This window comes from Hydrogenophaga sp. T66 (assembly GCF_057219855.1).
The window spans coordinates 1,020,183-1,047,182 of record NZ_JBXVVX010000001.1 but is presented as its reverse complement, the minus strand read 5'-3'; the positions used below and the strand labels follow the sequence as shown (position 1 = coordinate 1,047,182).

General features: G+C 71.1%; 24 protein-coding genes and 1 tRNA gene. 10 read left to right on the top strand and 15 right to left on the bottom strand.

The window, feature by feature from the left end:
- Positions 1-8: 8 nt before the first annotated feature.
- Genes bchL through bchF form a run of 5 tightly spaced genes read right to left on the bottom strand, consistent with a single transcriptional unit; the run spans position 9 to position 8,117 of the window.
- Entirely contained in the window at positions 9-932 is a 924-nt protein-coding gene (gene bchL, locus AC2D80_RS04890; RefSeq protein WP_484631853.1) for a ferredoxin:protochlorophyllide reductase (ATP-dependent) iron-sulfur ATP-binding protein, read from the bottom strand.
- Entirely contained in the window at positions 929-4,738 is a 3,810-nt protein-coding gene (locus AC2D80_RS04885) for a magnesium chelatase subunit H (protein ID WP_484631852.1), read from the bottom strand. Before AC2D80_RS04885 ends, bchL begins: the two co-directional genes overlap by 4 nt.
- Positions 4,713-6,293, bottom strand: a complete 1,581-nt coding sequence (gene bchB / locus AC2D80_RS04880) for a ferredoxin:protochlorophyllide reductase (ATP-dependent) subunit B (protein WP_484631851.1) — start codon at positions 6,291-6,293, stop codon at positions 4,713-4,715. Before bchB ends, AC2D80_RS04885 begins: the two co-directional genes overlap by 26 nt.
- 1 nt (position 6,294) lies before the next feature.
- Positions 6,295-7,626 (bottom strand): ferredoxin:protochlorophyllide reductase (ATP-dependent) subunit N, encoded by a 1,332-nt coding sequence (locus AC2D80_RS04875; RefSeq protein WP_484631850.1) that lies wholly within the window; start codon positions 7,624-7,626, stop codon positions 6,295-6,297.
- Positions 7,623-8,117 carry a 2-vinyl bacteriochlorophyllide hydratase gene (gene bchF, locus AC2D80_RS04870; protein WP_484631849.1) on the bottom strand — a complete coding sequence of 165 codons (495 nt, stop codon included), beginning with the start codon at positions 8,115-8,117 and terminating at the stop codon, positions 7,623-7,625. Before bchF ends, AC2D80_RS04875 begins: the two co-directional genes overlap by 4 nt.
- Positions 8,118-8,389: 272 nt before the next feature.
- Between bchF and AC2D80_RS04865 the strand changes: the two genes are divergently transcribed.
- The 6 genes from AC2D80_RS04865 (at position 8,390) to AC2D80_RS04840 (ending at position 14,638) form a co-directional block, all read left to right on the top strand.
- A complete protein-coding gene (locus AC2D80_RS04865) occupies positions 8,390-9,307 on the top strand; it encodes a cobalamin B12-binding domain-containing protein (protein WP_484631848.1) in 918 nt (305 codons plus the stop codon).
- Positions 9,308-9,356: 49 nt separating this feature from the next.
- A complete protein-coding gene (gene ppsR, locus AC2D80_RS04860; RefSeq protein WP_484631847.1) occupies positions 9,357-10,811 on the top strand; it encodes a transcriptional regulator PpsR in 1,455 nt (484 codons plus the stop codon).
- 77 nt (positions 10,812-10,888) lie between these two features.
- Positions 10,889-11,773, top strand: a complete 885-nt coding sequence (gene chlG, locus AC2D80_RS04855; protein ID WP_484631846.1) for a chlorophyll synthase ChlG — start codon at positions 10,889-10,891, stop codon at positions 11,771-11,773.
- Complete coding sequence (locus AC2D80_RS04850; protein ID WP_484631845.1) at positions 11,770-13,140, top strand: BCD family MFS transporter; 1,371 nt, start codon at positions 11,770-11,772, stop codon at positions 13,138-13,140. The genes chlG and AC2D80_RS04850 overlap by 4 nt, the downstream gene beginning before the upstream one ends.
- Entirely contained in the window at positions 13,137-14,369 is a 1,233-nt protein-coding gene (locus AC2D80_RS04845; RefSeq protein WP_484631844.1) for a geranylgeranyl diphosphate reductase, read from the top strand. The genes AC2D80_RS04850 and AC2D80_RS04845 overlap by 4 nt, the downstream gene beginning before the upstream one ends.
- A 2-nt stretch (positions 14,370-14,371) precedes the next feature.
- Positions 14,372-14,638, top strand: a complete 267-nt coding sequence (locus tag AC2D80_RS04840) for a hypothetical protein (RefSeq protein WP_484631843.1) — start codon at positions 14,372-14,374, stop codon at positions 14,636-14,638.
- A 19-nt stretch (positions 14,639-14,657) separates the two neighbouring features.
- Here AC2D80_RS04840 and AC2D80_RS04835 read toward each other — a convergent pair whose 3' ends face one another.
- Positions 14,658-14,978, bottom strand: a complete 321-nt coding sequence (locus AC2D80_RS04835; RefSeq protein WP_484631842.1) for a high-potential iron-sulfur protein — start codon at positions 14,976-14,978, stop codon at positions 14,658-14,660.
- Positions 14,979-15,155: 177 nt separating this feature from the next.
- Here AC2D80_RS04835 and hpnD point away from each other — a divergent pair, with 177 nt between their 5' ends.
- Complete coding sequence (gene hpnD / locus AC2D80_RS04830) at positions 15,156-16,022, top strand: presqualene diphosphate synthase HpnD (RefSeq protein ID WP_484631841.1); 867 nt, start codon at positions 15,156-15,158, stop codon at positions 16,020-16,022.
- A complete protein-coding gene (hpnE, locus tag AC2D80_RS04825; protein WP_484631840.1) occupies positions 16,019-17,320 on the top strand; it encodes a hydroxysqualene dehydroxylase HpnE in 1,302 nt (433 codons plus the stop codon). The genes hpnD and hpnE overlap by 4 nt, the downstream gene beginning before the upstream one ends.
- A 10-nt stretch (positions 17,321-17,330) precedes the next feature.
- On the opposite strand, the gene AC2D80_RS04820 is transcribed toward hpnE, so the two are convergent.
- The gene (locus AC2D80_RS04820) at positions 17,331-17,981 is read right to left on the bottom strand and encodes a glutathione S-transferase family protein (protein ID WP_484631839.1); all 651 of its coding nucleotides are present in this window, start codon (positions 17,979-17,981) and stop codon (positions 17,331-17,333) included.
- Between the two features lie 30 nt (positions 17,982-18,011).
- Positions 18,012-18,746 carry an HAD family hydrolase gene (locus AC2D80_RS04815; RefSeq protein WP_484631838.1) on the bottom strand — a complete coding sequence of 245 codons (735 nt, stop codon included), beginning with the start codon at positions 18,744-18,746 and terminating at the stop codon, positions 18,012-18,014.
- Positions 18,747-18,765: 19 nt separating this feature from the next.
- Here AC2D80_RS04815 and hemH point away from each other — a divergent pair, with 19 nt between their 5' ends.
- Both hemH and AC2D80_RS04805 read left to right on the top strand, forming a co-directional pair.
- Complete coding sequence (gene hemH, locus AC2D80_RS04810; protein WP_484631837.1) at positions 18,766-19,857, top strand: ferrochelatase; 1,092 nt, start codon at positions 18,766-18,768, stop codon at positions 19,855-19,857.
- Entirely contained in the window at positions 19,857-20,282 is a 426-nt protein-coding gene (locus tag AC2D80_RS04805; protein WP_484631836.1) for an RNA-binding S4 domain-containing protein, read from the top strand. The genes hemH and AC2D80_RS04805 overlap by 1 nt, the downstream gene beginning before the upstream one ends.
- Before the next feature lie 15 nt (positions 20,283-20,297).
- Here the strand turns inward: AC2D80_RS04805 and AC2D80_RS04800 are convergent, their stop codons facing one another.
- From AC2D80_RS04800 to cysS, 7 genes are all read right to left on the bottom strand, one after another.
- A complete protein-coding gene (locus tag AC2D80_RS04800) occupies positions 20,298-21,203 on the bottom strand; it encodes a DMT family transporter (protein ID WP_484631835.1) in 906 nt (301 codons plus the stop codon).
- Positions 21,204-21,285: 82 nt separating this feature from the next.
- Positions 21,286-21,378: transfer RNA gene (locus AC2D80_RS04795), tRNA-Ser, on the bottom strand.
- Between the two features lie 77 nt (positions 21,379-21,455).
- Positions 21,456-22,736, bottom strand: coding sequence for an aspartate kinase (locus tag AC2D80_RS04790; protein ID WP_484631834.1), 1,281 nt, complete (start codon positions 22,734-22,736; stop codon positions 21,456-21,458).
- A 96-nt stretch (positions 22,737-22,832) separates the two neighbouring features.
- Positions 22,833-23,717, bottom strand: a complete 885-nt coding sequence (gene tilS / locus AC2D80_RS04785; RefSeq protein WP_484631833.1) for a tRNA lysidine(34) synthetase TilS — start codon at positions 23,715-23,717, stop codon at positions 22,833-22,835.
- A gap of 97 nt (positions 23,718-23,814) precedes the next feature.
- On the bottom strand, positions 23,815-24,801 hold the full coding sequence (locus tag AC2D80_RS04780) for an acetyl-CoA carboxylase carboxyltransferase subunit alpha (protein ID WP_484631832.1): 987 nt from the start codon (positions 24,799-24,801) through the stop codon (positions 23,815-23,817).
- A gap of 43 nt (positions 24,802-24,844) precedes the next feature.
- Positions 24,845-25,495 carry a DNA-3-methyladenine glycosylase family protein gene (locus tag AC2D80_RS04775; RefSeq protein ID WP_484631831.1) on the bottom strand — a complete coding sequence of 217 codons (651 nt, stop codon included), beginning with the start codon at positions 25,493-25,495 and terminating at the stop codon, positions 24,845-24,847.
- Complete coding sequence (gene cysS / locus AC2D80_RS04770; protein WP_484631830.1) at positions 25,495-26,877, bottom strand: cysteine--tRNA ligase; 1,383 nt, start codon at positions 26,875-26,877, stop codon at positions 25,495-25,497. The genes AC2D80_RS04775 and cysS overlap by 1 nt, the downstream gene beginning before the upstream one ends.
- Between the last annotated feature and the right edge of the window lie 123 nt (positions 26,878-27,000).

Genomic DNA, 27,000 nt, shown 5'->3' with positions numbered 1-27,000 from the left:
CCGGGGGTTCAGTCGTAACCCAGCAGGTCGAAGATGTCGCGGTCCTTCATCGGCACCGCCGGCAGCGGATCGCCGCCGCGCCACAGCACATCGGCCAGGCGCATGTACTCATCGCGCACGGCCTGCACGTCGGGCGAGTCCTCCATCTCGAACAGCGTCGACTTTTTCAGCCGGCTGCGGCGGATGGCGTCGAGGTCGGGGAAGCGCGCCGCCAGGCGCAGGCCGGTGCGGTCGTTGTATTTGTCGATCTGGTCGGTGGCCGCGCTGCGGTTGGCGATCACGCCGCCCAGGCGCACGCCGTAGTTCTTGGCCTTCGCGCCGATGGCCTGCACGATGCGGTTCATCGCGAAGATCGAGTCGAAGTCGTTGGCCGTGACGATCATGGCGCGGTCGGCGTGTTGCAGCGGGGCCGCAAAGCCGCCGCAGACCACATCGCCCAGCACGTCGAAAATCACCACGTCGGTGTCCTCGAGCAGGTGGTGCTCCTTGAGCAGCTTGACGGTCTGGCCGACCACGTAGCCGCCACAGCCGGTGCCGGCCGGCGGCCCGCCCGCTTCGACGCACATCACGCCGTTGTAGCCGGGGAAGACGAAGTCCTCGGTGCGCAGTTCTTCAGGGTGGAAATCCACCGCCTCCAGCGCATCGATCACGGTCGGCAGCATCTTCTTGGTCAGGGTGAAGGTGCTGTCGTGCTTGGGGTCGCAGCCGATCTGCAGCACGCGCTTGCCCAGGTGGGAAAACGCGGCCGAGAGGTTGGAGCTGGTCGTGCTCTTGCCGATGCCGCCCTTGCCGTAGATGGCGAACACCTTGGCGGTGCCGATCTTCAGGCTCGGGTCAAGCTGCACCTGCAGGCTGCCTTCCCCGTCTTCACGGGGCGGCACCGGCCGCGCCGCGCGGCGCAAGTCGGTCAGGGGGACGCTGGTTTCCATCATGCGGTGGCTCCTTCGATCACGCCTTCCAGGCGGTCTTCCAGTTCTTCACTGGCTTGCCGCAGGGCTTGCAGCGTGCGGGCGTCGGGGCTCCAGAACTGTCGTTCCGAGGCCTCGATGAGCCGGTTGGCCATCCGCGCGGACGCGGTGGGATTCAGTTCTGCCAGGCGACGACGCATCTCGGGATCGAGCACGAAGGCCTGGGTGAGCTGTTCGTACACCCAGGGCTGGACCTGGCCGGTCGTGGCCGACCAGCCCAGGGTGTTGGTGAGGTGGACTTCGATCTGGCGCACGCCTTCGTAGCCGTGCTTGAGCATGCCTTCGGTCCATTTGGGGTTGAGCATGCGGGTGCGGGTTTCCAGCGCCACCTGCTCGTTGAGCGTGCGCACCGTGCCGCCGCCGTGGGCGTCGCGGGTCTGGTCGCCGATGTAGACCGGCGCCATCGCGGCGGTGCTGCCCTGCGCCTGGGTCTTGGCGCGCTGGATGGCGCGGCTGATGCCGCCGAGGGTGTCGAAATAGGTGTCCACCGTGGTCACGCCCAGTTCGACCGAGTCGAGGTTCTGGTAGGCGAGGTCCACGCGGGTCAGCGCATGCTGCAGCAGCGCGCCCTGGGCCATCGGCCGGCCGGCGCGGCCGTAGGCGAATCCCTTGCGGCGGGTGTAGGTCTCGGCGAGTTCATCGCCATCGTCCCAGCGGCTGTTGTCGATCAGGCTGTTGACGTTGGCGCCATAGGCGCCTTCGGCGTTGCCAAACACGCGCAGGGACGCGGTTTCCAGGTCGCCGCCGTGCTCGGCCTGCCAGGCCAGCGCGTGGTCGCGCAGGTAGTTCTGGTCGCGCGGCTCGTCGGCGCTCGCGGCGAGGAACGCCGCCTCGGCGAGCAGCTTGATCTGCAGCGGCAGCAGGTCGCGAAAGATGCCCGAGAGGGTGATCACGACGTCGATGCGCGGGCGTCCCAGTTCGGCCAGCGGGATCAGGGTGGCGCCGGCCAGCCGGCCGTAGCTGTCAAAGCGCGGGCGCGCGCCCATGAGCGCCAGCGCCTGCCCGATCGGGCCGCCTTCGCTCTTGAGGTTGTCGGTGCCCCACAGGACCATGGCAATCGACCGCGGCAGTGGGTGGCCGTCGGCGGTGTGCCGGGCGAGCAGCCGCTCGGCTTGCCGCGCGCCATCCTGCACGGCGTAGGCGCTGGGCAGGCGGAAGGGGTCAAAGCCGTGGAGGTTGCGGCCGGTGGGCAGGATCGACGGCGTGCGCAGGAGATCGCCGCCCGGCGCGGGACGCAGGTAGCGGCCGTCGAGGGCGCGCAGCAGGCCGTCGATTTCGTGGTCGTCGGCCAGCAGGCGGTCGGTCGCGGCGAGGTCGGTCAGCAGCGCGGCCTGGGCGTCGTCGGCCGGCGTGGGCGGGACGCCGTCCACCACGGCCTGCACCCACTCGCGCGGCAGGCGCTGGCCGTGCGCGGCCTCGGCGTGGCTGAGCAGCAGGTCGACCCGTTCGGCCGGCGTCGGTGCGCGGCCCACCACGTGCAGCCCGTGGGGAATCAGCGTGTACTCCACCTCCAGCACGGCCTCGGCCAGGCGGGCGATCGCGCGCTCGGCGTCGTCGCCCCAGGCGGGCTCGGCCGGGGCCAGCTCCAGCGTGGCGGCCAGGGCCTGGATCATGGGCACGAGTTCGGCGCGTTCGCGCTGGGCCTCCGGCTCCAGCGAGCGGAAGCGCTCCAGCGCCTCCTTCAGGTCCACCAGACCCTTGTACAGACCGGCCTGGGCCACGGGCGGTGTGAGGTAGCTCACCAGGGTGGCGGCGGCGCGGCGCTTGGCGATGGTGCCTTCGCTGGGGTTGTTGCTGGCGTAGAGATAGAGGTTGGGCAGGTCGCCGATGAGGCGGTCGGGCCAGCAAGTGGCCGACAGGCCGGTCTGTTTGCCGGGCATGAATTCCAGCGCGCCGTGGGTGCCGAAGTGCAGCACCGCGTGGGCGCCGAAGTCCTCGCGCAACCAGCGGTAGAACGCGGAGAACGCGTGGGTCGGCGCGAAGCCGCGCTCGAAGAGCAGGCGCATCGGGTCGCCCTCGTAGCCGAAGGCGGGCTGGATGCCGACAAACACATTGCCGAAGCGTTCGCCCAGCACGAAGATCGACGCACCGTCGCTTTGCTGCTGGCCGGGCGCCGGGCCCCAGGCGGCCTCGATCTCGGCGAGGTGGCGCTCGCGGCGGACGTGGTCGTCGGCCGCGATGCGGGTGTGCACGTTGGCCATCGCGCCGAAGCGGGCGGCGTTGCCCTCGATCAGCTGGCGGCGCAGCGCGTCCACGCTGGCCGGCACCTCGACGGTGTAGCCCTCGCGCTGCATGGCCAGCAGCAGGTTGTGCAGCGACTCGAACACCGAGAGGTGGGCCGCGGTGCCGGTGGCGCCGGCGTTGGGCGGGAAGTTGAAGATGACCGCGGCCACGCGGCGCTCGGCGCGTTCGCTGCGACGCAGGTCCACGAGCTTGCCCACCCGCGCGGCGAGCATGTCGGCGCGCTCGATGCAGCTGTGCATGTCGTGGGCATCGGGCGCGCGCTCGAAGCGGCAGCCCTGGCTGCAGCCGGTGCAGGTGTGGTGCGCCGCGTTGCCACGGCCGCCGAACACCATCGAGCCGGTGGCGCCGTCCAGCTCGGGGATCGCGACCATGATGGTGCTCTCCACCGGCATCAGCCCGCGCGGCGAGCCGCCCCACTGGTCCAGCGTCTGGAACTCCAGCGGATGCACCGCGAGGTAGGGCACGTCGAGCCGCGCCAGCACGTCTTCCGCGGCTTTGGCGTCGTTGTAGGCCGGGCCCCCGACGAGCGAGAAGCCGGTGAGCGACACCAGCGCGTCGATGGTCGGGCGCCCGTCCTGGAAGAAGAAGGCCTCGATCGCCGGTCGCTGGTCGAGCCCGGTGGCAAACGCCGGGATCACGCGCAGCCCGCGCGCCTCCAGCGCCGTGATCACGCCGTTGTAGTGTTCGGCGTTGCCGGCCAGCAGGTAGGAACGCATGAGCAGCAGGCCCACCGTGCCGCGACGGCCGGTGGTGGCACAGCGCGGGAGCGCCTGCACCCGCTCGGCCATGTGGGCGACCGCCTCCACCGCGTCCATCTTCGGGTGGTAGACGCCGACCTCCGGGTAATTGACCGGATCGGCCGGCCGGGCCACACCGCGCAGCGCCGCGCGCGGTCCGCTGGCGTAGCGGTCCACGAGGTAGTGGACCAGGTTGACCATGTTCTGTTCGGACCCAGCCAGCCAGTACTGCAAGACCAGGAAATAGGCCCGCACGTCCTGCGCCGTGCCGGGGATGAAGCGCAGAAGCTTGGGCAGCATGCGCAGGGTTTTCATCTGCTGGGCGCCGGCGCTGGCCGATGGCCCGTCTTTCCCTGCCTTGCCGGCGTTGCCGCGCAGGCGCTTCAAAAAGGCGAGCGCGCCGCTGGCCGGTGCACTCATGTCGAAGCGGCCCATGCGGGTCAGGCGGGTGACCTCGGCGGCCGACATCGCGCAGACCATGGCGTCGCAATGGTCCCGGCGGGCGCGCAGCGCATCGATGATCGGCAAGAAGTGGTCTTCCATGAAGAGCATCGTGACGATCACGATGTCGCCGCGCGCGATGTCGTCGCGGCAGCGCGCCAGCGCGGCCGGGTCATCGCCCCACTCGGCCGCGGCGTGGACCGTCAGCGTCAGCCCGGGCAGGTCGCGCGAGAGCCGCCGGGCGGCCCGCTCGGTGGCGCTGGCGGAATGGCTGTCCATCGTCACCAGCACCGCGCGGGTGGCGGCGGCGGGGGCGCGGCCTTCAGCGGCTGAAGTGGGCTTTGGCATCGTAGAGGGTCTCCAGCGTGATCAGCGACAGGCCGCGGTCGCGAGCGAACAGCTCGGTGTTGCGGCGGGCCTTGCCGCGCACGAAGAAGGGGATCTTTTTCAGCTCGCGCTCGGCGTCGTCGCCCCACACGGTGGCGGTCGGGGCCGAGGACGCGCCCGCGGGCGCGGCGGTGGGGGCGGCGGGTTCGGCCGCCGGTGGCGGGGTCTCGCGCGGGCGGGCCACCGTGCCGCCGAGGTGGGACGGGGCGGCGTCGGCGTGGAACTCGCTGTCCTCGCGGAACATGCCGATCAGGTGTTCTTCCAGCCCCATCATGAGCGGGTGGACCCAGGTGTCGAACAGCACGTTGGCACCTTCAAAACCCATGACCGGCGCGTAGCGGGCCGGGAAGTCCTGCACGTGCACCGGCGCGGAAATCACCGCGCACGGGATGCCCAGGCGCTTGGCGATGTGGCGCTCCATTTGCGTGCCCAGCACCAGCTCCGGCTGCGCGGCCGCGATCGCGGCCTCGACGTCGAGGTAGTCGTCCGTGATCAGCGGCTCCAGTCCCAGGCCGCGGGCGGCCTCGCGGATGTCGCGGGCGAATTCCCGGGTGTAGGTGCCCAGCCCGACGACCTCGAAACCCATGTCCTCGCGGGCGATGCGCGCGGCGGCCACGGCGTGGGTCGCGTCGCCAAAGATGAACACGCGCTTGCCGGTGAGGTAGGTCGAGTCGACCGAGCGCGCGTACCAGCGGGCCCGGTAGGCGGCCTGGCGCAACACCGGCTCGGGATCGATACCGGCCAGGGCCGCGACCTCGCGGATGAAGTCCAGCGTGGCGCCGGTGCCCATGGGCACGGTGCGGGTGGATGGCTGGCCAAAGCTGCGCTGCAGCCAGGCGGCGGCGGTGCCGGCGATCTCGGGGTAGAGGACGACGTTGAAGTGGGCCTCGCCCAGGCGGGCGATGTCCGCCGGCCGGGCGCCCATGGGCGCAACCACGTTGATGTCGACGCCCAGCTCTTCCAGCAGGCCGCGGATTTCACGCAGGTCATCGCGGTGGCGGAAGCCCAGCGCGGCGGGGCCGAGGATGTTGCAGCGCGGCCGGTCGCCGGGTTGGCGTGGCGCGGCGCGGCGCGCCGGGTCGGCCAGCGTGCGCACGATCTGGTACAGCGTTTCGGCCGCGCCCCAGTGTTCTTTGCGCTGGTACGACGGCAGCTCCAGCGGCACCACCGGCACGGGCAGCGCCAGCGCCCGGCACAGGCCGCCCGGGTCGTCCTGGATCAGCTCACCGGTGCAGGAAGCGCCGACCACCAGCGCCTCGGGGCGGAAGCGCTCCCAGGCCTCGCGTGCCGCGGTCTTGAACAGCTCGGCGGTGTCGCCACCCAGGTCGCGCGCCTGGAAGGTGGTGTAGGTGACCGGCGGGCGCTCGGCGCGGCGCTCGATCATGGTGAACAGCAGGTCGGCGTAGGTGTCGCCCTGCGGCGCGTGCAGCACGTAGTGCACGCCTTTCATGGCGGTGACCACGCGCATGGCGCCGACGTGCGGCGGGCCTTCGTACGTCCAGAGCGTCAGCTGCATCTCAGGCCTCCAGCCACCGCTCGGGCGCGGCCTGCGGATCGGGTCCGAGACGCTCGCGGCGCCGCAGCGGACGGGCGAACAGCTCGGCGAGGTCGCCGGCCTGCTCGTAGCCCTGGATCGGGGTGAACACGAGTTCAATCGCCCACTTGGTGGTCATGCCTTCGGCCTCCAGCGGGTTGGCCAGCCCCAGACCACACACCACCAGGTCAGGCTGCAGGGCGCGGCAGCGGTCGAGCTGGCGGTCCACGTCCTGGCCCTCGCTCAGCGACGTCTCGGCGGGCAGGCGCTCCAGTTCGGCGCCGAGCAGCGCGCGGTGCAGGTAGGGCGTGCCGACCTCGGTGAGCCGCATGCCGGTTTCGCGGGACAGAAACCGCGCCAGCGGAATCTCCAGCTGCGAATCGGGGAAGAAGAACACGCGACGGCCTTCGAGCGCGGGGCGCTGGCGGGCCAGCGCGGCGCGGGCGCGCTCGCGGCCGGCGCCGGTGACGGCCTCAAAGCGCGCGGCGCTCACGCCGAACGCGGTGGCAGCGGCCTGCAGCCAGGCGGTCGTGCCCTCCTCGCCCAGCGGAAACGGCGCGTCCAGGCGCTGCGCCCCGCGGGACTCCAGCGCCCGCGCGGTGTCGGCGAGGAAGGGCTGGGCCAGCAGGAAGCGCGTCTGGGGGCCGACCGGCGGCAGGTCCGCGGCGCGCCGCGGGGGGAAGAAGTGCACCGGACCGATGCCCAGCTGGGCCAGCAGGCGAGCGAACTGGTCCTCGACCACATCGGCCAGCGCCCCGACCACCATGAGGGCCGGCGCAGCCAGCCGGTCGTCGGCCGGCAGCGTGGGCACGAGGGCCGCCAGACACGCGTCCTCGCCCTGCGTGAAGGTCGTCTCGATGCCGCTGCCGGAGTAGCTCAGCACGCGGGTGCGCGGTGCGGTGCGGCTGTTCAGGCGCTGCGCCGCGCGCGTGAGGTCGAGCTTGATCACTTCCGACGGACAGGAACCGACCAAAAACAGCAGCCGGATGTCCGGGCGCCGCTCCAGCAGGCGGTTCACCACGCGGTCGAGTTCGTCGTGGCAGTCGGCCAGCCCGGCGAGATCGCGCTCGTCGATGATGGCCGTGGCAAAGCGGGGCTCGGCAAAGATCATCACGCCGGCGGCGCTCTGGATCAGGTGCGCGCAGGTGCGCGAGCCAACCACGAGAAAAAACGCGTCCTGGATCTTGCGGTGCAGCCAGATGATCCCGGTCAGGCCGCAGAACACCTCGTGCTGGCCGCGCTCGCGGCGCACCGGGGCGGTGCTGCAACCCGCGCCAGCGGCCTCGGCGCGGATCGGGATGGTCGCGGTGTTCATGCGGGGCTCCCTTGCAGACGCGCCGCCCGCAGCTTGATGAGGAACTGGGCCGCGTTGATGACGTAGGCGGCATAGGCGGCCAGGGCCAGCCCCATCAGCGCCCGCGGCGCCAGCCAGCCCGCGACCAGCGCAGCGAGGTAAGCGGTGTGCAGCGCCAGCACCAGCATGCTGAACACGTCTTCCCAGAAAAAGGCCGGTGCGAACAGGTATTGCCCGAACACGACCTTCTCCCACACACAGCCCGTGACCATGATCAGGTAGAGCAGCAGCGTCTTGATCACCACCGACACGGTGGCGGCCGCCTCGCCCTGGCCCGTGGCCAGAAAGCGCAACACCAGGGCCAGACTGACCAGGAAGACCAGGAACTGCAGCGGCGCCAACACGCCTTGCACCAGCGTCCAGCGCGTGCTGTCCCGGCGCTGGCGCTGCGCCGGCGTGTACAGCGGCGCGGCGCGGCGGAGAACCGGGGCGGAGGCGGAGGTGGAGGCCATGGACCCAATTTAGGCGCTTGGGGCCACGGTGTCAATCTAAATTGACGTTCAATTAAATTGACATTCGAGGCGGAGGGAGTAAAGTCGGCGTGACGGCCTGCACAGCCCGGTGTGATCAACTCCCGTGACACCGACTCCAGGCCCAGCCCGGTCCGCCGCTGTTACACACCTGTCAGGCAGGCGTGGCACGATGGCCGGCAACGGATGGCTCCGGCCCTGAGACAAGGCCCCTGCCGATCGGCAATGCGCGTCACGCGCGGAGGACTTGGAACATGGGCTCGTACTCTCGACTCAGCCCCCCGAAGCCGGGGGACTACCTGAGCCCCCAGCCGGGGGAGTCTTACCTGCCGGATCTCGACGGCATGCTCGACGGCATCCCCGACACCCTGCCCCCGACGGACACCGTGCGGTCGGTGTTGCTGAGCAAGGCCGTTGAATACGAAATCATTCCCCGGCTGATCCTGGCGCATCGCGAGACACCGGCCTGCGCGCCCTCGCCCTATGCCCCGGTGACCCGGGTACAGCCGGAAGACGTGGCGCTGTTTGCCGAGCTCGTGCTCCACGAGGACGATGCGGTGGTGCAGTCCGCGGTCGATGACATGCTCGCGCGCGGGATCCCGGTCGAAGGGATCTTCATGGACCTGCTCGGGCCCGTAGCCCAGCACCTGGGCGTGCTGTGGGAGCGCGATCTCTGCGACTTCACCGCGGTGACCATGGGACTCGGACGGCTTCAGCAGGTGCTGCGCCACAACAGCCAGGGGTTTCGCCAGCTGCAGGAGGCGGTGCCGGTGGCGCCGCACGGGCGGCGGGTCCTGCTCGTGCCCAACCCCGGTGAGCAACACACCCTGGGCCTGTCGGTGGTGAGCGAGTTTTTCCACCGCGCCGGCTGGGAGGTGGACATCTGCCTGCTGTCCGACCAGCCGGTGTCCGAGCGTGTCCACAGCACCTGGTACGACGTGGTCGGTTTCACCCTCGGATCGGTCGGTGGGATCGCACGGCTGGGCATCACCATCGCGCAGGTGCGCCGCTGCAGTGTCAACCCCCACGTCTCTATAATCGCCGGCGGTGCGGTGTTCGGTCTCATACCGGGCATCGCCGACCAGATTCAGGCCGATGCCATCGTCTCCGATGGCGCCCAGGCCCCGCAGGTCGCCGACCGCCTTCTTGCCGAGCGATCCGGCAAGAAGTAAGTCGAAAGAATCAGTTATAACAAGCGACACCCCTACCCGGAAGCCCACCATGCCCCAGGCATCGCCCGTTCCTGCCGAGCACCTGTTCGCCGCGCCGGAACGCCACCTCGCCGGCCTGGGTGCCGATGCGGTGGCCGACATCGTCAGCGCCGCGGCCGATGTGGTGCTGGTGGTGGACCCAGCGGGTGTGATCCGTGATCTGGCGTGCCGCGCCGACGACGGCATGGGCGAGCGCTGCCGCGACTGGATTGGTCGCGCGTGGCGCGATTGCGTCACCCAGGAAAGCCGCAACAAGGTCGAGGCCCTGCTCGCCGACGCGGCGACCGATGCGGCCGGTCCGCGCTGGCGCCACGTCAACCAGACCCTCAGCGACGGCGGCGACTGGCCGGTGTCGTTTGCGGTGGCGGCCCTGGCCCGACCCGGCGTGCAAGACGGCTGGCGCCTGGCCTTCGGCCGCGACCTGCGCAGCCAGGTGGCGCTGCAGCAGCGGCTGGTGTCGGCCCAGTTGTCGATGGAGCGCGACTACTGGCGCCTGCGGCAGGTGGAAACGCGCTACCGGCTGCTGTTCCAGATGGCCAGCGAGCCGGTGCTGATCCTGCAGGGTGCGCTGGACAAACTGGAAGAGGCGAACCCGGCGGCCTACGAGTTGTTTGGTGAGCGCATGCGCGCGCCAAACTGGACGCTGAGCGACAGCCTCGACGAGCGCAGCGTGGGCGCCCTGCGCGACATGCTGGAGCGCCTGCGCGCCACCGGCCGGGCCGACCCCTGCACCGTGCGGCTGGTCGACGGCACCGACGACATGACCGTGGCGGCCTCGCAGTTCCGCCAGGACAACGTGGTGCACTTCCTGCTGCGCTTCACCCGCCCGCAAGACAGCCTGGCGCCCAGCCTGACCAGCGGCCGCCAGCAGCTGCTCCAGGTGACCGAAGCCGCGCCCGACGCGGTGGTGGTCACCGACCTCGATGGCCGCATCCTGAGCGCCAACCGCAGTTTTCTCGACCTCGGCCAGCTGGCCAGCGAGGAGCAGGCGCGCGGCGAACCGCTCGATCGGTGGCTGGGCCGCACCGGCGTGGACTTTCGCGTGCTGCTGACCAACCTGCGCCAGCACGGCTCGGTGCGGCTGTTTGCCACGCAGCTGCGCGGCGAGTACGGTGCCACGGCCGAGGTCGAGGTGTCGGCGGTGGCGGTGCAGAGCGGCCTGCAGCGCTGTCTGGGATTCACCATCCGCGACATGGGCCGCCGCCTCAGCCTGGATGGCCGGGCCAACAAAGAGCTTCCGCGCTCGGCCAGCCAGATGACCGAACTGGTCGGCCGGCTGCCGCTGAAGGACATCGTGCGCGAGACCACCGACCTCATCGAGCAGCTGTGCATCGAGGCCGCGCTGGAGCTCACGGGCGACAACCGCGCCTCGGCCGCCGAAATGCTGGGCCTGTCGCGCCAGAGCCTCTACATCAAGCTGCGCCGCTTCGGCATCCTCGACGGCGCCAGCGACGAGCCCAACTGAGGGCCCGCCGGCCCGGCCGGCGATCGGTAAGTGTCAATTTTTGTTGACGCTATTTGATGTAAAGCGTACAACGGCGCATGGCCCGCCCTGCCCTGTCCGCCGTCACCGAGCTGTTCAAGCCCATCACCTGGTTCCCGCCCATGTGGGCCTTTGCCTGCGGCGTGGTCGCCTCCGGGCAGCCGCTGGCCGAACGCTGGTGGCTGGTGCTGGTCGGGGTGGCGCTGGCCGGGCCGCTGGTCTGCGCGACCAGTCAGGCGGTCAACGACTGGTTTGACCGCCACGTGGACGCGATCAACGAGCCGCAGCGCCCGATCCCCTCCGGCCGCATGCCAGGTCGCTGGGGCCTGTACCTGGCGGTGGGCTGGACGCTCTTGTCGCTGCTCGTGGCCACGGCGCTGGGCCCGTGGGGCTTTGGCGCGGCGGCGCTCGGCCTGTTGCTGGCCTGGGCTTACAGCGCCCCGCCGCTGCGCCTGAAGGAAAACGGCTGGTGGGGCAACGCGGCCTGCGGGATCAGCTATGAGGGCATCGCCTGGATCACCGGCGCAGCCGTGATGGCGGGCGGCGCCATGCCGGGCGGCGAATCGCTCGTCCTGGCCGCGCTGTACAGCGCGGGCACCCACGGGATCATGACCCTCAACGATTTCAAGGCCGTCACCGGCGACCGGCTGATGGGCGTGCGCTCGCTGCCGGTGCAGCTGGGGGTGGACCGCGCGGCGCGCGTGGCCTGCTGGTTCATGGCCCTGCCGCAGGTGCTGGTGATCGCGCTGCTGTGGCAATGGGACCGACCGCTGCACGCCGGCGGCGTGGCGGCGCTGCTGGCGGTGCAGGCTGTGCTGATGCGCCGCTTCCTGGCCGATCCGGTGCCGCGCGCGCTGTGGTACAGCGGCTTTGGCGTGCCGCTGTTTGTGGCCGGCATGATGGTCAGCGCCTTCGCGCTGCGCAGCCTGGGGGTCGGGGCATGACGCCCTTTGGCTGGGGATCGGTGGTCCGCCTGGGGCTGGTGCAGGCCGCGCTGGGCGCCATCGTGGTGCTCACGACGTCCACGCTCAACCGGGTGATGGTGGTCGAACTCGCGCTGCCGGCACTGCTGCCGGGCGTGCTGGTGGCGCTGCACTACGCGGTGCAGATCGCCCGCCCGCGCATGGGTTTTGGCTCTGACGTGGGCGGCCGACGCACGCCCTGGATCGTGGGTGGCATGGCGGTGCTGGGCGCCGGCGCCGTGACGGCCTCGCTGGCCACCGTGGTGCTGGCGCAGGACCGCGCGCTGGGCATCGTGCTGGCGGTGGTGGGCTTTGTGATGGTCGGGCTGGGGGTGAGCGCGGCCGGGACATCCCTGCTGGCGCTGCTGGCCAAGCGCGTGCCCGACGCCCACCGCGGGCCGGCCGCCACCCTGGTCTGGATGATGATGATCGTGGGCTTCGCGCTCACGGCCGGCGTGGCCGGCAAACTGCTGGAGCCCTATTCGCCCGAGCGACTGCTGGCGGTGAGCGCGGGCGTGGCGGTGCTGGCCTGGGTGCTGGCGGTACTCGCCGTGCGCGGCGTGGAGGGACGCGGCAACCCACCAGCGGCGGTGGCCTCGGGCGGCGAGCGTCCGGCCTTCCGCGCCGCGCTGGCGGCGGTGTGGGACGAGCCGGTGGCGCGCCGCTTCACAGTGTTCGTGTTCGTCTCCATGCTGGCCTTCAGCGCGCAGGACCTGATCCTGGAGCCCTTCGCGGGCACCGTGTTCGGCTATTCGCCGGGCGCCTCGACCCAGCTCTCCGGCGTGCAGCACGGCGGGGTGCTGCTGGGCATGCTGATGGTGGCCGGCAGCGGCCTGCTGGCCGCGCGCTTCCCCGGGCGGCCGGCGCTGGTCCGGCTGGCGTCGCTGCGCGGGTGGACGGTCGGTGGCTGCCTGGCCTCTGCCGTGGCACTGGGTCTGCTGGCCGCGGGCGGTGTGCACGGGGCGCCGTGGCCGCTGGCGGCGACCGTGTTCGCGCTGGGCGCGGCCAACGGCGCGTTTTCGATCGGAGCCATCGCGTCCATGATGCGGCTGGCCGGGGCCGGCGGCAGTGGCCGCGAAGGCCTGCGGCTGGGCCTGTGGGGCGCCGGGCAGGCGGTGGCTTTTGCCCTCGGCGGTCTGGTCGGCACCGGCGCGAGCGACCTCGCGCGGTTCCTGATCGTCGATGCCGGCGCGGCCTACGCCATCGTGTTTGCCCTGGAAGCCCTGGCCTTCGTGGCCGCCGCCGCGCTGGCCTGGCGCATCGGTCTGACCTCCGCCCCCCGCCGCCCGACGGCGCCGCAGTCCGCGGGACTTCCCCCGCGCGGCCTGCCTACGAGACAACACCCATGAACCACGAGTCCGCCGACTACGACGTGGTGGTGATCGGCGGCGGCCCCGCCGGCGCCACCGCCGCCCACACCCTGGCCCGCGCCGGACGCCGCGTGCTGCTGCTCGACCGCGCCGGGCGCATCAAGCCCTGCGGCGGTGCCATCCCGCCTCGCGCCATCCGCGACTACGACATCCCCGACAGCCAAATCGTCGCCCGCGCCCGCTGCGCCCGCATGATCGCGCCCTCGGAACACCGGGTGGACATTCCGATCGACAACGGCTTCGTCGGCATGGTCGACCGCGGTCCGTTTGACGAATGGCTGCGGGCACGCGCCGCCGCCGCGGGCGCGGAGCGCCGGACCGGCCGCTTCACCGGCCTCTCGCGCGACGCGCAAGGGCGCGCGGTGGTGCAGTTCAGCGCCGCGGCCGGCGACGGCGACGACGAAAACACCGCCGACCGCCGATCGACACACACCGTGACCGCCCGCGCGGTGATCGGTGCCGACGGCGCCAAGTCCGCCGTGGCGCGGCTGGGCGGCGTGCCGGGCGCCGAGCGCACGAAATACGTGTTCGCCTACCACGAGATCCTGCAGACGCCGGCCGCGGCCGAGCGACCGCCGGGCTACGACGAGACACGCTGCGACGTCTACTACCAGGGGCGCTTCTCACCCGATTTCTATGGCTGGGTGTTCCCACACGGGGACACGCTGAGCATCGGCACCGGCAGCGCCGACAAGGGCTTCTCGCTGCGCGACTCGGTGCAACGCATGCGCGCCGCCACCGGCCTGCAGGGCGCCACCACGCTGCGCCGCGAAGGCGCGCCGCTGCCGCTCAAGCCGCTTCCGCGCTGGGACAACGGCCACAACCTCGTGCTCGCAGGCGACGCCGCCGGCGTGGTGGCCCCGGCCTCGGGCGAGGGCATCTACTACGCCATGCTGGGCGGAGAACTGGCCGCCGACGCGGTCCACGCCTTCCTCACCTCCGGCGCCGCGGCCGACCTCAAACAGGCCCGGCGGCGCTTCATGCGCGAGCACGGCACGGTGTTCTGGGTGCTCGGCGTGATGCAGTGGTTCTGGTACCGCAGCGAGCGCCGGCGTGAGCGATTCGTGAAGATCTGCGAAGACCGCGACGTGCAGCAGCTCACGTTCGAGTCCTACATGAACAAGAAGCTCGTGCGCAAAAAGCCCATGGCGCACCTGCGCATCTTCCTCAAGGACGTGGGCCACCTGCTGGGTCTGGCCAAGGTCTGAGTGTGACCACGGCCACGCTGACGCTGCTGCTGGACGCGGTGATGGCGCTGACGGTGCTGGAGGGCGCGCTGCTGTGGGCGCTGCACCGGGGCGGCCGGCAGGTGCCGGCGCCGGGCGAGGTTTTGCCCAACCTGGTGTCGGGCCTGTGCCTGATGCTCGCCTTGCGTGCCGCGCTGGCGGGCTGGCCGTGGGGGCTGGTGTGGGCCTCGCTCGCGGCCTCGGGAATCATCCACGCGGGCGATCTGTGGCGGCGCTGGCCGCGCCGCTGACCGCCCGCGAATCCGGCGATCAGCCGGCCTTCTTCACCCAGGCGCTGCACCAACCCTTGGTGGCCACCTGCTTGCCCGGGAAGATGCCGCAGCCGCCAGCGGCGTCGGTCGGCTTGCCCACGAAGAGCTGGCAGTTGCCGCAGATCTGGCCGGCGGCGTACTTCGGGTACTTCTTGGTGTCGGTCTTGGTGGCGTCGGCCACATAACCGAGGCTGACGGCCTGCGGGTCCTTTTCATTGACCATCGGCGCACCCTGCGCCATCGCAGCCGAACCGGCCACCAGCGCGGTGCCGCCCAGGGCCACTTGCATCATGAAAACGCGACGATTGGATTCACTCATGGGAACACCTCGTGGGGAAATGGTTGTGAAGCAACGCAGTTGCGAGCAACTTGCCAACGCATGCTACGAGCCGCAGTCTGAAGCGAAGGTTAAGGTGTCGAAGCGCTTGACAAAGACAGTGCGGCATTGCGCGCCGCCGGCTGCGTACACTCCCACGACCGCCCCGCCCCGCTCCCCATGACGCCCCAAGAGTACGTCCAGCAGAAAGCCGCCGCCTCGGGCAGCAGTTTTTATTACGCCTTCCTGTTTTTGCCACCGCCCCGGCGCGCGGCGATCACCGCGTTCTATGCCTTCTGCCGCGAGGTGGACGACGTGGTGGACGAGGTGAGCGACCCGGGGGTGGCGCAGACCAAGCTCGCGTGGTGGCGCCAGGAGGTGCAGCGGGCCTTTGCGGGCGAACCGACCCACCCGGTCCTGCGCGCGCTGCAGCCGCTGGCCGGCGAGTACGGCATCGAGGCCCGCCACCTGCAGGCGGTGATTGACGGCTGCCAGATGGACCTGGAACAGAACCGGTACCTCGACTTCGCCAACCTGCAGCGCTACTGCCATTTGGTGGCCGGCATCGTGGGCGAGGTGGCCGCGCGCATCTTCGGCCAGACCGAACTCGCCACCACCGAGTACGCCCACCGCCTCGGGCTGGCGTTCCAGCTCACCAACATCGTGCGCGACGTGGGCGAAGACGCGGTGCGCGGGCGGATCTACCTGCCGGTCAACGAGTTGCAGAGTTTCAACGTGAAGGCCCACGAGTTGCTCAAACGCGGCCCGGCCCCGGGGACCGACGCAGGCGATTTCGAGCGCCGCTTCCGGGCGCTCATGGCCTTCCAGTGCGAGCGCGCGCGGCGCACTTACGACGAAGCGCTGGCGCTGCTGCCGGCCGCGGACCGGCGCAGCCAGAAGCCGGGCCTGATGATGGCCAGCATCTACCGCACGCTGCTCACCGAGATCCAGGCCGACCCCATGCTGGTGCTCACGCGGCGCGTCAGCCTGACCCCGCTGCGCAAGTTCTGGCTGGCGTGGAAGGTGCAGGCGCTGGGTCGGCTGTGAGCGGACTGCGCGTGGCGGTGGTCGGGGCCGGCTGGGCCGGGCTGGCCGCGGCCGAGGCCTGCGTCCGCGCCGGCGCCGCGGTGACGCTGCTGGAAGCCACCGCCCAGCCGGGCGGCCGCGCGCGTGCCCTCGCGGTGCCCCACAGCGACGGCACCGCGCTGCCACTCGACAACGGCCAGCACATCCTGATCGGCGCCTATGTGGACACGCTGGCGCTGATGGAGCGCGTCGGCGTGGATCTGGGCACCGCGCTGTGGCCGATGCCGCTGGCCCTGCCGTTTGCCGACGGCGGCGGGCTGGACACGCCACGCTGGGCCGCCGGCTGGCCGGCGCCGCTGGCCGCCCTGGCCGCCATCGCGACCGCTGGCGGCTGGGACGGGCGCGACCGCGCCGCGCTGGTGGCGCGGCTCGTGCGTTGGCGGCTCGGTGGCTTTCGGGCGCCGGCCGGGGCCACGGTCAGCGCGGTGTGCGCGGGGCTGCCGCCGCGGGTGGTGGACGACCTGATCGAGCCGCTGTGCGTGTCGGCGTTGAACCTGCCGGCCGCCCAGGCCAGCGGCGCGGTGTTCCTGCGCGTGCTGCGCGACGCATTCACCGGCCGCGGCCACGCGGGCTGGGCGCCGTCGGCGCTGCTGCTGCCGCGCACGGACCTCGGCGCCCTGCTCCCGGCGCCGGCCCTGCGCTGGCTGGGCGAGCGCGGCGCGTCGGTGCGGCTGGGGACGCGCGTGACCGGCGTGACGCGCGACGGCGGCGGCTGGGCGCTCGCCTTGGGCGACGACAGCTTGCTCGCCGACCGCGTGGTGTGGGCCACCGGGGCGGCCGCCGCCGCGAAGGGGCTGAGTCCCGTGGCGCCGGCCTGGGCCGCGCAGACCGGCGCCCTGCCCCACACGGCGATCGCCACGGTCTGGGCGCATCACGCGGGCGGTCTCGGCCGGCCGATGGTGGCGCTGCGCGGCGGGCCTGCGCAGTTCGCCTTCGACCGCGGCGCGCTGGCGCCCCAGGAGCCGGCCCTGCGCGGGGTGCTGGCCTTCGTGGCCAGCGCGGCCGAGGGCGAGCGCGACACCTTGCAGGCCGGCGTGTTGGCGCAGGCGCAGGCACAGCTGGGGCTGGCGGTCACGCCGCTGCAGACCGTGGTGGAGCGGCGCGCGACCTTTGCCTGCACACCCGGCCTGGTCCGCCCCGCGCCGGTCGTGGCCCCAGGGCTCTGGGCCGCGGGCGACTACGTGGATGGTCCCTACCCGGCCACGCTGGAAGGCGCGGTGCGCAGCGGGCGGGCAGCGGCCGCTGCCGCGCTCGCCTGAGCCACCGAACTCAGCCGGCGCGGCGCAGCCCGGTGTAGGCCGGGCGCTCCATGCAGCGGCGGATCCAGTCGTGGGTCAGCGGATGCGCGGCCATCAGCCGGGCGGCCGGCCGCGCCCAGTTGAGCACGGCGGCGGTGCACAGGTCGGCCACGGTGAAGCGCGCCGCGGCGAGGTGGGCGTGGCCGGCCGCCTGCTGCGCCGCGAGATGCGACTCGATGACGCCCAGCGGTACCGCCAGCCGCTTCTCGGCCGCGTCGGCCAGTTCGGGGCGCCGCCGCGCCTCGGGCATGGCCATGCGGTGCATCAACACGGTCAGCGCGTCGGCCTCCACCTCATTGGCCGCCCAGAAACTCCAGCGCAGGGCCTCGGCGTCTTCCCGCGGCGTGGCCGGGGTGATGGACGTGCCGTCGGCGGGGCCGTGGTGGCGGGCGATGTACAGCGCGCAGGCCATGCTCTCCCACACCACCACCTCGCCCTCGGGGCGTCGGTCGATGACCACCGGGATGTGGCCATTGGGGTTGAGGGCGAGGAAGGCCGGCGTGCGGGTGGCGCCGCCTTCAAACGGCGTGGGCACGTGCTCGTAGGCGACGCCGAGTTCGGCCGCCGCCCACAGGGGGCGGATGGCGCGGGAGGCGACGATGCCGTGGATGGTGAGACTCATGCAGAAAACTCCCGGGGATCAGGCTGCCATTCAGGCGGTGAGGCCGAGCTGGGCGCACAGCGCGCGCAGATCGGTGACGGTGGTGTGGGGATGCAGGGGAGCGTGTTCCCAGGGGGCGCCGGGGCGGTTGAGCCAGGCGGCCTGCAGGCCGGCGCCGAGGGCACCCACGGCATCGAGGTGGGCGTCGTCGCCGACGTGCAGCACCGCCTCGGGCGGCACGCCCGCGGCGGCGGCGGCGGCGTGGAAGATGCGCGGGTCGGGCTTGCCGACGCCGAATTCGCGGGCGCTCAGGCTGGCGCGGAAGTGCGCGCCCAGGCCAACGCGCGCCACGTCGGCATTGCCGTTGCTCACGGCCACCACCGGGAAGCGCGCGGCCAGCGCCTGCAGCGCCGGCAAGGCGTCGTCGTACAGCACCACTCGCTGGCGCTCGGCGAAAAACACCTCGAACGCCGGCTCAGCGAGCGCCGGGTCATCGCCCGCGCGCTCCAGCACCGCGCGGATGGACTCGCGGCGCAGCGCGCTGAGGTCGTGGTGCAGGTCGGGCCGCTCGGCGTGGACGCGCTGGCGCGCCGCGCGCAAAGCCGCCGGATCGCCGGCCAGCGCGGCCGCGGCGGGCGCGTGTTCGTGCAACCAGGCGGACAGCGCGCGCTCGGCACGCTCGATGGTCGGCCAGATCGGCCACAGCGTGTCGTCCAGATCGAGGGTGATGGCGCGGATGCGCGCCACGTCCAGCGCCGGCGGGCGGGCGGCTACGGGGGTATTCATGCTTGCGGGAGAATAGCGCATGGCATTCAACCGCGAACCGCACTTCCAGCACGGCCAGGCGCCGCGCACGGCCATCGTGCTGTGCAACCTGGGCACCCCCGACGAGCCCACCGCGCCCGCCCTGCGGCGCTACCTCGCCGAGTTCCTGGGCGATCAACGCGTGGTGGAGATCCCCAAGCCGGTGTGGTGGCTGATCCTGCACGGAATCATCCTGCGCGTGCGGCCCAAGAAGTCGGCCGCCAAATACGCCGGCATCTGGACGCCCGAAGGCTCGCCCCTGAAGGTCTGGACGGAGAAGCAGGCCACGCTGCTGCGCGGCTACCTCGGCGAGCGTGGCCACGTGGTCACCGTGCGCTACGCGATGCGCTATGGCAACCCGGGCATCCCCGCGGTGCTTGATGAGTTGAAAGCCGAAGGCGTGACCCGCCTGCTGGTGCTGCCGGCCTACCCGCAGTACAGCGCCACCACGACGGCCAGCGTGATGGACGGCGTGATGCAGTGGGCGCTGAAGGTGCGCAACGTGCCCGAGCTGCGCTTCATCAACCGCTACCACGACGACCCCGGCTACATCGAGTCGCTGGTGCGCCGCGTGCGCGAGCACTGGCAGGCCCACGGCCAGGGGGATCGGCTGGTGATGAGTTTTCACGGCGTGCCCGAGCGCACCCTGCTGCTGGGCGACCCGTACCACTGCGAGTGCCACAAAACCGCGCGCCTGCTCGCCCAACGCCTGGGGCTGCTGGCCGACCGCGTGACGGTGACCTTCCAGTCGCGTTTCGGTAAGGCGAAGTGGCTGGAGCCCTACACCGAACCCACGCTGATCGCGCTCGCCCAGCAGGGCGTGAAGCGGGTCGATGTGATCTGCCCCGGCTTCACCAGCGACTGCCTGGAAACGCTGGAGGAGATCAACATGGAGGCCCGCGAGGCGTTTCTCCACGCGGGCGGCGAGCGCTTCGAGTACATCCCCTGCGTCAACGACTCGCCCGAGTTCATCCGCGCGCTGGCCGACCTGGCCGAGCGCCACCTGCAGGGATGGCCCACGCGCGAGCTGCCCGATGCCGAGGCGCTGCAGGCCAGCCGCGACCGCGCCCTGGCCATGGGGGCACCGCGCTGATGGGTGCCGCCAGCGCGCCGGCCGCCCCCCGCGTGCGGCTGGACAAATGGCTCTGGGCCGCGCGGTTCTTCAAGACACGCGCCCTCAGCGCCGAAGCCATCGACAAGGGCCGCGTCATGGTCAACGGCGCACCGGCCAAGCCCGGTCGCGAGGTGCGTCTGGGCGACACGCTGTCGCTGCGCACCGGCCCGGACGAGCGCGTCGTGGAAGTCCTGGGCCTGAGCGATGTGCGCGGCCCCGCCCCGGTGGCCGCCACGCTGTACCGCGAAACAGCAGCGTCGCTGGCCCGGCGGCAGGCCGCCGCCGAGGCCCGGCGTCTCGCCCCCGAACCCGCGCTCACCCAGGCCGCCGGCCGACCCACCAAGCGCGACCGCCGCACACTGGCGGGCTGGAACGAGCGCTGGAGCGCCTCGGCCGACGGCTGAGCCGTTGCGCGCCGCTCACGGACTGCGGCGCAACCCGAGCCACATGACCGTGGCCACCACCAGCAGCGCGCCGGCCACCTGCACCGCCGCCATCGCCTGCCCCAGCACCGCCCACGCCAGCACCAGGGCAAACACCGGCTCCACATTCATGATCGCCGAGTTGCCCACCACGCCCAAGCGCGGCAACACGGTGAACATCACGGTAAAGGCCGTGCCATACAACACCGTCAACCCGGCCAGCCCCCACCAGCCGGCCAGCGACTGCGGCCATGCCGGCCCGCCCTGGGCCGACAGCACCGCGCCGGCCAGCAGCGCCACGATGCTCAGCGTGCAAGCGCTGCGCAGGCGGCCGTCCAGGCCCCCGGTGGCCTGCTGGGTGAGCACCAGCGCGCCACCAAACGCCGCCGCCGCCAGCATGGCAAACCCGATGCCGGTGCCGATGGCGGCCCAGTGACCGGACAGCCCCGCGCCGGACGCGACGCCCGACACGTCCAGCGCCAGCGCCAATCCCACCAGGAGCACCGGCATGGCCCGCAGCACGCGCGGCTCGGGCCGCTGACCGTAGACCACACGCGCCCACAGCGCGGTCCACAAGGGATAGGTGTTGAACGCCAGCAGCGCCAGCGCCACCGGCACCCGCGCAACCGCCGCGTACAGGCACAGGCTCTGCACGCCGATCAGCAGCCCGATCACCGGCAGTGCACGGCGCTGTCGCGGCGTGAAGGTCAGGGGCACGCGCCACAACACCAGCATCACGGCCAGCACCAGCGCGGTCACCGCACTGCGACACAGCACCGCGGTGACCACGCCCGCGCCCGCGTCAAACGCCAACCGCGCCGCCACGTGATTGGCCCCCATCAGACAGGCCACCGCCAGCAGCGTGGCAAACGCCGCAGGGCGGAGCGCGGCAGAGGCGGTCATGGCGGCAGACATCGGCAGCGACGGTAACGGACGTCCCGGAAAAACAAAAGCCCCGCAGCCGGGGGCTGCGGGGCGGGGACTCTGGCGGAGTGAGAGGGATTCGAACCCTCGATGAGGCTCTACACCCCATACTCCCTTAGCAGGGGAGCACCTTCGGCCACTCGGTCATCACTCCAGAGGAGACGCGCATTATGCCTCAATTCACCCGCCTCCCCGGGCCGCGTCAGGCCAGGCTGGCGGGTGCCGCGGCACTCAGCGAGCGAGGGTGTCGGCCGTCTGATCGAGATCGAACTCGCGGTGCAGCGCGCGCACCGCGAGTTCCATGTACTTCTCGTCGATCACCACCGAGGTCTTGATCTCCGAGGTGGAAATCATCTGGATGTTGATGCCTTCGGTGCTCAGGCAGCGGAACATGCGGCTGGCCACGCCCACGTGGCTGCGCATGCCGATACCCACGATGCTGACCTTGCAGATGCGGTTGTCGCCCACCACGTCGGCCGCGCCCAGCGCCGGCACCACCTGTGCCTTGAGCAGGTCGAGCGTCTTTTGGTAGTCGTTGCGGTGGACCGTGAAGCTGAAGTCGGTTTTGCCGTCCTTGCTCAGGTTCTGGATGATCACGTCGACCTCGACGTTGGCATCGGCCACAGCGCCCAGGATCTGGGCGGCGATGCCGGGCTTGTCCGGCACGCCAAGCACGGAGACCTTGGCTTCGTCGCGGTTGAAGGCAATGCCGGAAACGACGGCTTGTTCCATGGTTTCGTCTTCCTCAAAAGTGATCAGGGTGCCGGAGGCGGCCTCTTCGGCCAGGTCAATGTCCCAGGGCGTGAAGCTGGAGAGCACGCGCAGGGGCACGCGGTACTTGCCCGCGAACTCCACCGAGCGAATCTGCAGGACCTTGGAGCCCATGCTGGCCATCTCCAGCATTTCCTCGAAGCTCACGCGCAGCAGCCGCCGCGCCTCCGGCACGACGCGCGGGTCGGTGGTGTACACGCCGTCGACGTCGGTGTAGATCAGGCACTCGGCGGCCTTCAGCGCCGCCGCCACGGCCACCGCCGAGGTGTCGCTGCCCCCACGGCCCAGCGTGGTGATGTTGCCGCCTTCGTCGACGCCCTGGAACCCGGTGACGATCACCACCTTGCCGGCAGCCAGGTCGGCGCGCACGCGCGCGTCGTCGATGCTCTCGATACGGGCCTTGGTGTAGGCGTCGTTGGTCCGGATGGGAACCTGCCAGCCTGCGTAGCTCACCGCCTCCAGGCCCTCGGCCTGCAGGGCGATGGCGAGCAGCGCCGACGATGCCTGCTCGCCGGTGGCGGCCAGCATGTCGAGTTCGCGGTAATAGGGGGTGCCCGGCTTGGCCGGCGCCACTTCCTTGGCCAGGGCCAGCAAGCGGTTGGTTTCGCCGCTCATGGCGCTGGGCACGACCACCATCTGGTGACCGGCTTTGTGCCATTTGGCGACACGGCGGGCGACGTTGCGAATGCGCTCGGTGGAACCCATGGAGGTGCCGCCGTACTTGTGAACGATCAGGGCCATCGGAGAGAGGGGGATGAGCGGGTCGGAAAGGCGGGCTGGCTGGCGGCACCGCAGGGCGGTGTGCCAGGAGGTCCGCCGCCGGGCAAAACCTTGGGATTATACCGAGGGGGTGTACGACAAGCGCTCGCCGTCGCGCACCACGTGGCCAGCCGCCACGCGCAGGTGCAATCGGTGGCCGCGGGTGCGGCAGGCCGCGACCTGGTCGAGCAGTTCGTCCAGCTGCGCGGCGCTCGGGGCGACGCCGTGAACGGTTCGCAACCAATGCCGCAACGCGTTGGCCTGCCGGTCGCGGTCCAGGGTCTGCAAGGCCGCGATCGCGGGCGGGGCGCCGGTGCGGGCGAGGTCTTCGCGCGCCAAGGCATCCAGCAGGCGCTGTGCCTGGGCCGCGTGGGCGGCCGTGCGGGCGAGCGCGGCATCGGCGCCGGGGAAGGCCTCGCGCCAGCCGGGCAGTACGTGCTGCCGCAGGCGGTTGCGCGTGAATCGCGGGTCCGCGTTGCTCGGGTCGTCGATCCACGACTCGCCCGCTTCCCGCAAGGCTGCGCGGGTCACCGCGGGGTCCAGTCCGAGCCACGGTCGGGCGAAGCGCACCCCGTGGCGCTCAAAGCCCACCGGCATGGCGGCCAACCCGGGCAGCCCGGCACCGCGGCTCAACGCCAGCAGCACGGTCTCCGACTGGTCGGCCGCGTGGTGGCCCAGCAGCACCACCGCCCCGGTGGGCGCCAGACCGGCCAGCGCGCGGTAGCGCGCGCGGCGCGCGGCGTCTTCGGGGCTTTCGCCCGGTGCGGGTCGGGCTGACACGTGGGCCACGCGGACCGGCAGCTCCCAGCGGGAAGCCGCTCCGCGCACATGGGCCTCAAAGGCATCGGCCGCCGCTTGCAGGCCGTGGTGAACGTGGAGTGCGACAACGGCACCGGGCCAGCGCTCGGCCGCGGTCTGCAACAGCGCGAGGGAATCGGCGCCGCCGCTGCAGGCCACTGCCACGGTCGTCGGCGCCGCCCGGGAATCGTCGGCAGATCGCCGCACCCAAGCGTCGAGGGCCGCGCGGCAGGCCGCGCGGGCGCTGCCGGCGCCGGGGGCCTCAGCGCTTGTCGCGCGCTTCGGCTTTGGTGTCGGTGAATCGGCCATAGCCGTCGAGCCGCGCGTGACGGCGCTCGATCAGCTCCTTGACCTTGAGATCGGCGAGCTGGCGCCACGCGTCGTTCAGCGCGCGCTTGAGGAAAGCAGCCATCTGCTTGTGGTCGCGGTGGGCGCCACCGACCGGCTCGTTGACGATCTTGTCGACCAGGCCGAGCGCCTTCAGGCGATGGGCCGTAATGCCCAGCGCCTCGGCGGCGTCGCTGGCGCGCTCGCTGGTCTTCCACAGGATGGAGGCGCAGCCTTCGGGGCTGATGACGGAGTACACCGAGTACTGCAGCATCAGCACCTGATCGGCCACCGAAATGGCCAGCGCACCGCCGGAGCCGCCCTCGCCGATGATGGTGGCGATGATCGGCACCTCCAGCTGGGCCATCTCGAAAATGTTGCGGCCGATGGCTTCGGACTGGCCGCGCTCCTCGGCGTCGATGCCGGGGTACGCGCCGGGCGTGTCAACGAAGGTGAAAACCGGCAGCTTGAATTTCTCGGCCAGCTTCATCAGGCGCAGCGCCTTGCGGTAGCCCTCCGGCTTGGTCATGCCGAAGTTGCGCAGGCCACGCTCCTTGGTGTCCCGGCCCTTCTGGTGGCCGATCACCATGCAGGGCTGCCCGTTGAAGCGCGCCAGCCCCCCGACGATGGAAAGATCGTCGGAGAAATGGCGATCGCCGTGCAGCTCGGTGAAGTGCGTGAAGATCTCGCGCACGTAGTCCAGCGTGTACGGCCGGTCGGCGTGGCGGGCGATCTTGGTGATCTGCCACGGCGTGAGGTTGCTGTAGATGTCCTTGGTGAGTTGCAGGCTCTTGTTGGCGAGCTGCTCGATCTCGGCGGAGATGTCCACCGCTGATTCGGTCTGCACGTAACGCAGTTCCTCGATCTTGGATTCGAGCTCGGCGATCGGCTGCTCGAAATCGAGAAAGTTCTTCTTGGCCAAGGTGGGCTCCTTTGCCCGGGCGGCTGCGCCCGGCAGAAAACCGTCAGTAACTGACGGGAACGGGGTCCAACGACCGCCAAATATACCAAGTGGCCACGCTGCAATACGGGGCCCACGAGCCGGCCACCTCACGGATTTCGCTGCGGCTGACCGGCTCGCCGGAGAAGTAGGCGCGGCTGATGCCGTTTTGCAGGCCAATGTCGTCCAGCGGCAGGACATTGGGACGCATGAGGTGAAAGATCAGGAACATCTCGGCGGTCCAGCGACCGATGCCGCGGATGGCCACCAGCTCGCCGATGATGGCCTCGTCGTCCATCTCGGCCCACTGCTTGACGTGGACCTGGTCGTTGACAAAGTGCAGCGCGAGGTCGACGAGGTACTCGACCTTGCGGGCCGACAGACCCGCAGCGCGCATGTCATCGACCTTGAGCTTGAGCACCTGCGCCGGCGTCATGCGGCGCGGCAGCGCCTCGAAGCGCTCCCACACCGACTGGGCGGCCTTCACCGAGATCTGCTGTCCCACGATGCTGCGCGCCAGGGTGACGAACGCATCGCCGCGGGACTGCAGGCACACACCCGGGTGCTGGGGGATGAGCTTCTTCATCACCCGGTCGCGCTTCATCAGGTGCCGGCAGGCGTCGGCCCAATAGCCCGGCGCGTCGTCCCCCCACACCGGTGCCGCGGACGGGGCCATCAGGCACGCTCCCAGGTGGTGCCGGCGGGGCCGTCCTTGAGCACGATGCCCTGTGCGAGCAGCGACTGGCGGATGCGGTCGGCTTCGGCGAAGTCCCGGGCTTGCTTGGCGGCAGCGCGGGCGGCGATCTGGGCGCCGATGGCGGTCTCATCCACCGCATCGCCAGCACCACCGCCCTTCAGATACGCGGCCGGGTCGGCCTGCAGCAGCCCCAGCAGACCGCCGAGCGCGCGCAGCAGCCCGGCGCGTTGCGGATCGCGGCCGCGGTTGACCTCCCCCGCCAGTTCAAACAGCACCGCGAGTGCCTCGGGCGTGTTGAAGTCGTCGTCCATCGCCGCACGAAACCGGGCCGCGGCCGGGTCGGCCCAGTCGGGCACCACCGGGTCGGCGCTCACCTGCGAGAGCGCGGTGTACAGGCGCTTGAGGGCGGCGCGCGCGTCGTCGAGGTGGGCGTCGCTGTGGTTCAGGGCGCTGCGGTAGTGTGCGCGCAGCATGAAGAAGCGCACGGTCTCGGCGTCGTACTTGGCGAGCACGTCGCGGATGGTGAAGAAGTTGCCCAGGCTCTTGGACATCTTCTCGTTGTCCACCCGCACGAAGCCGTTGTGCATCCACACACGGGCCAGCGGCTGGCCGGTGGCGCCTTCGCTCTGGGCGATCTCGTTCTCATGGTGGGGGAACTGCAGGTCGGCACCCCCACCGTGGATGTCGAAGGTCTCGCCCAGCATGTCGCAGCTCATGGCGGAACACTCGATGTGCCAGCCGGGCCGGCCGCGGCCGTAGGGCCCGTCCCACTGGGCTTCCGCGGGCTCCTCGGGCTTGGCGGCTTTCCACAGCACGAAATCCAGCGGATCGTGCTTGCCGTCGTTCACGGCCACGCGCTCGCCGGCGCGCAACTCGTCCAGCGACTTGCCCGACAGCTTCCCGTAGCCCGGAAAGCGGCGCACGGCGTAATTCACGTCGCCGTTGTCGGACCGGTAGGCCAGACCGCGCTGCTCCAGACGCCCGATGAGGGACAGCATCTGCGGCACGTAGTCGGTGGCGCGGGGTTCATGGGTGGGCCGCTCGATCCCCAGCGCGTCCGCGTCGCGGTGGAGCTCGTCGATCATGCGGTTCGTCAGCGCGGTGATGGTTTCGCCGTTCTTGAGGGCGCGGGCGATGATCTTGTCGTCGATGTCGGTGACGTTGCGCACGTAGGTCACGCGCCAGCCGATCGCCTTGAACCAGCGCTGCACGATGTCGAAAGCCAGCATGGCCCTCGCGTGGCCGAGGTGGCAGAGGTCGTACACGGTCATGCCGCAGACATACATGCGCACGTGACCGGCTTCCATCGGCTCGAACGGCTCCAGCCGCCGCGTCAGCGAGTTGTGGATTTTCAGGGTCATGGAAACGGGAGCGGGGGCGTGAGGGGCGATGGGCATGAACGCGCGGCGGGTCAGCCCGGCAGAGATGGTCGGCGTGGCCGGTGGCCGGATACCCCTCAGATACAATGGGTCGGAGTATAGCCA

Coding starts and splice junctions, on each gene's coding strand:
- bchL (WP_484631853.1), bottom strand. CDS start 932: ATGATGGAAACCAGCGTCCCCCTGACCGACTTGCGCCGCGCGGCGCGG.
- AC2D80_RS04885 (WP_484631852.1), bottom strand. CDS start 4,738: ATGCCAAAGCCCACTTCAGCCGCTGAAGGCCGCGCCCCCGCCGCCGCC.
- bchB (WP_484631851.1), bottom strand. CDS start 6,293: ATGCAGCTGACGCTCTGGACGTACGAAGGCCCGCCGCACGTCGGCGCC.
- AC2D80_RS04875 (WP_484631850.1), bottom strand. CDS start 7,626: ATGAACACCGCGACCATCCCGATCCGCGCCGAGGCCGCTGGCGCGGGT.
- bchF (WP_484631849.1), bottom strand. CDS start 8,117: ATGGCCTCCACCTCCGCCTCCGCCCCGGTTCTCCGCCGCGCCGCGCCG.
- AC2D80_RS04865 (WP_484631848.1), top strand. CDS start 8,390: ATGGGCTCGTACTCTCGACTCAGCCCCCCGAAGCCGGGGGACTACCTG.
- ppsR (WP_484631847.1), top strand. CDS start 9,357: ATGCCCCAGGCATCGCCCGTTCCTGCCGAGCACCTGTTCGCCGCGCCG.
- chlG (WP_484631846.1), top strand. CDS start 10,889: ATGGCCCGCCCTGCCCTGTCCGCCGTCACCGAGCTGTTCAAGCCCATC.
- AC2D80_RS04850 (WP_484631845.1), top strand. CDS start 11,770: ATGACGCCCTTTGGCTGGGGATCGGTGGTCCGCCTGGGGCTGGTGCAG.
- AC2D80_RS04845 (WP_484631844.1), top strand. CDS start 13,137: ATGAACCACGAGTCCGCCGACTACGACGTGGTGGTGATCGGCGGCGGC.
- AC2D80_RS04835 (WP_484631842.1), bottom strand. CDS start 14,978: ATGAGTGAATCCAATCGTCGCGTTTTCATGATGCAAGTGGCCCTGGGC.
- hpnD (WP_484631841.1), top strand. CDS start 15,156: ATGACGCCCCAAGAGTACGTCCAGCAGAAAGCCGCCGCCTCGGGCAGC.
- AC2D80_RS04820 (WP_484631839.1), bottom strand. CDS start 17,981: ATGAGTCTCACCATCCACGGCATCGTCGCCTCCCGCGCCATCCGCCCC.
- AC2D80_RS04815 (WP_484631838.1), bottom strand. CDS start 18,746: ATGAATACCCCCGTAGCCGCCCGCCCGCCGGCGCTGGACGTGGCGCGC.
- hemH (WP_484631837.1), top strand. CDS start 18,766: ATGGCATTCAACCGCGAACCGCACTTCCAGCACGGCCAGGCGCCGCGC.
- AC2D80_RS04805 (WP_484631836.1), top strand. CDS start 19,857: ATGGGTGCCGCCAGCGCGCCGGCCGCCCCCCGCGTGCGGCTGGACAAA.
- AC2D80_RS04800 (WP_484631835.1), bottom strand. CDS start 21,203: ATGACCGCCTCTGCCGCGCTCCGCCCTGCGGCGTTTGCCACGCTGCTG.
- AC2D80_RS04790 (WP_484631834.1), bottom strand. CDS start 22,736: ATGGCCCTGATCGTTCACAAGTACGGCGGCACCTCCATGGGTTCCACC.
- AC2D80_RS04775 (WP_484631831.1), bottom strand. CDS start 25,495: ATGGCCCCGTCCGCGGCACCGGTGTGGGGGGACGACGCGCCGGGCTAT.
- cysS (WP_484631830.1), bottom strand. CDS start 26,877: ATGACCCTGAAAATCCACAACTCGCTGACGCGGCGGCTGGAGCCGTTC.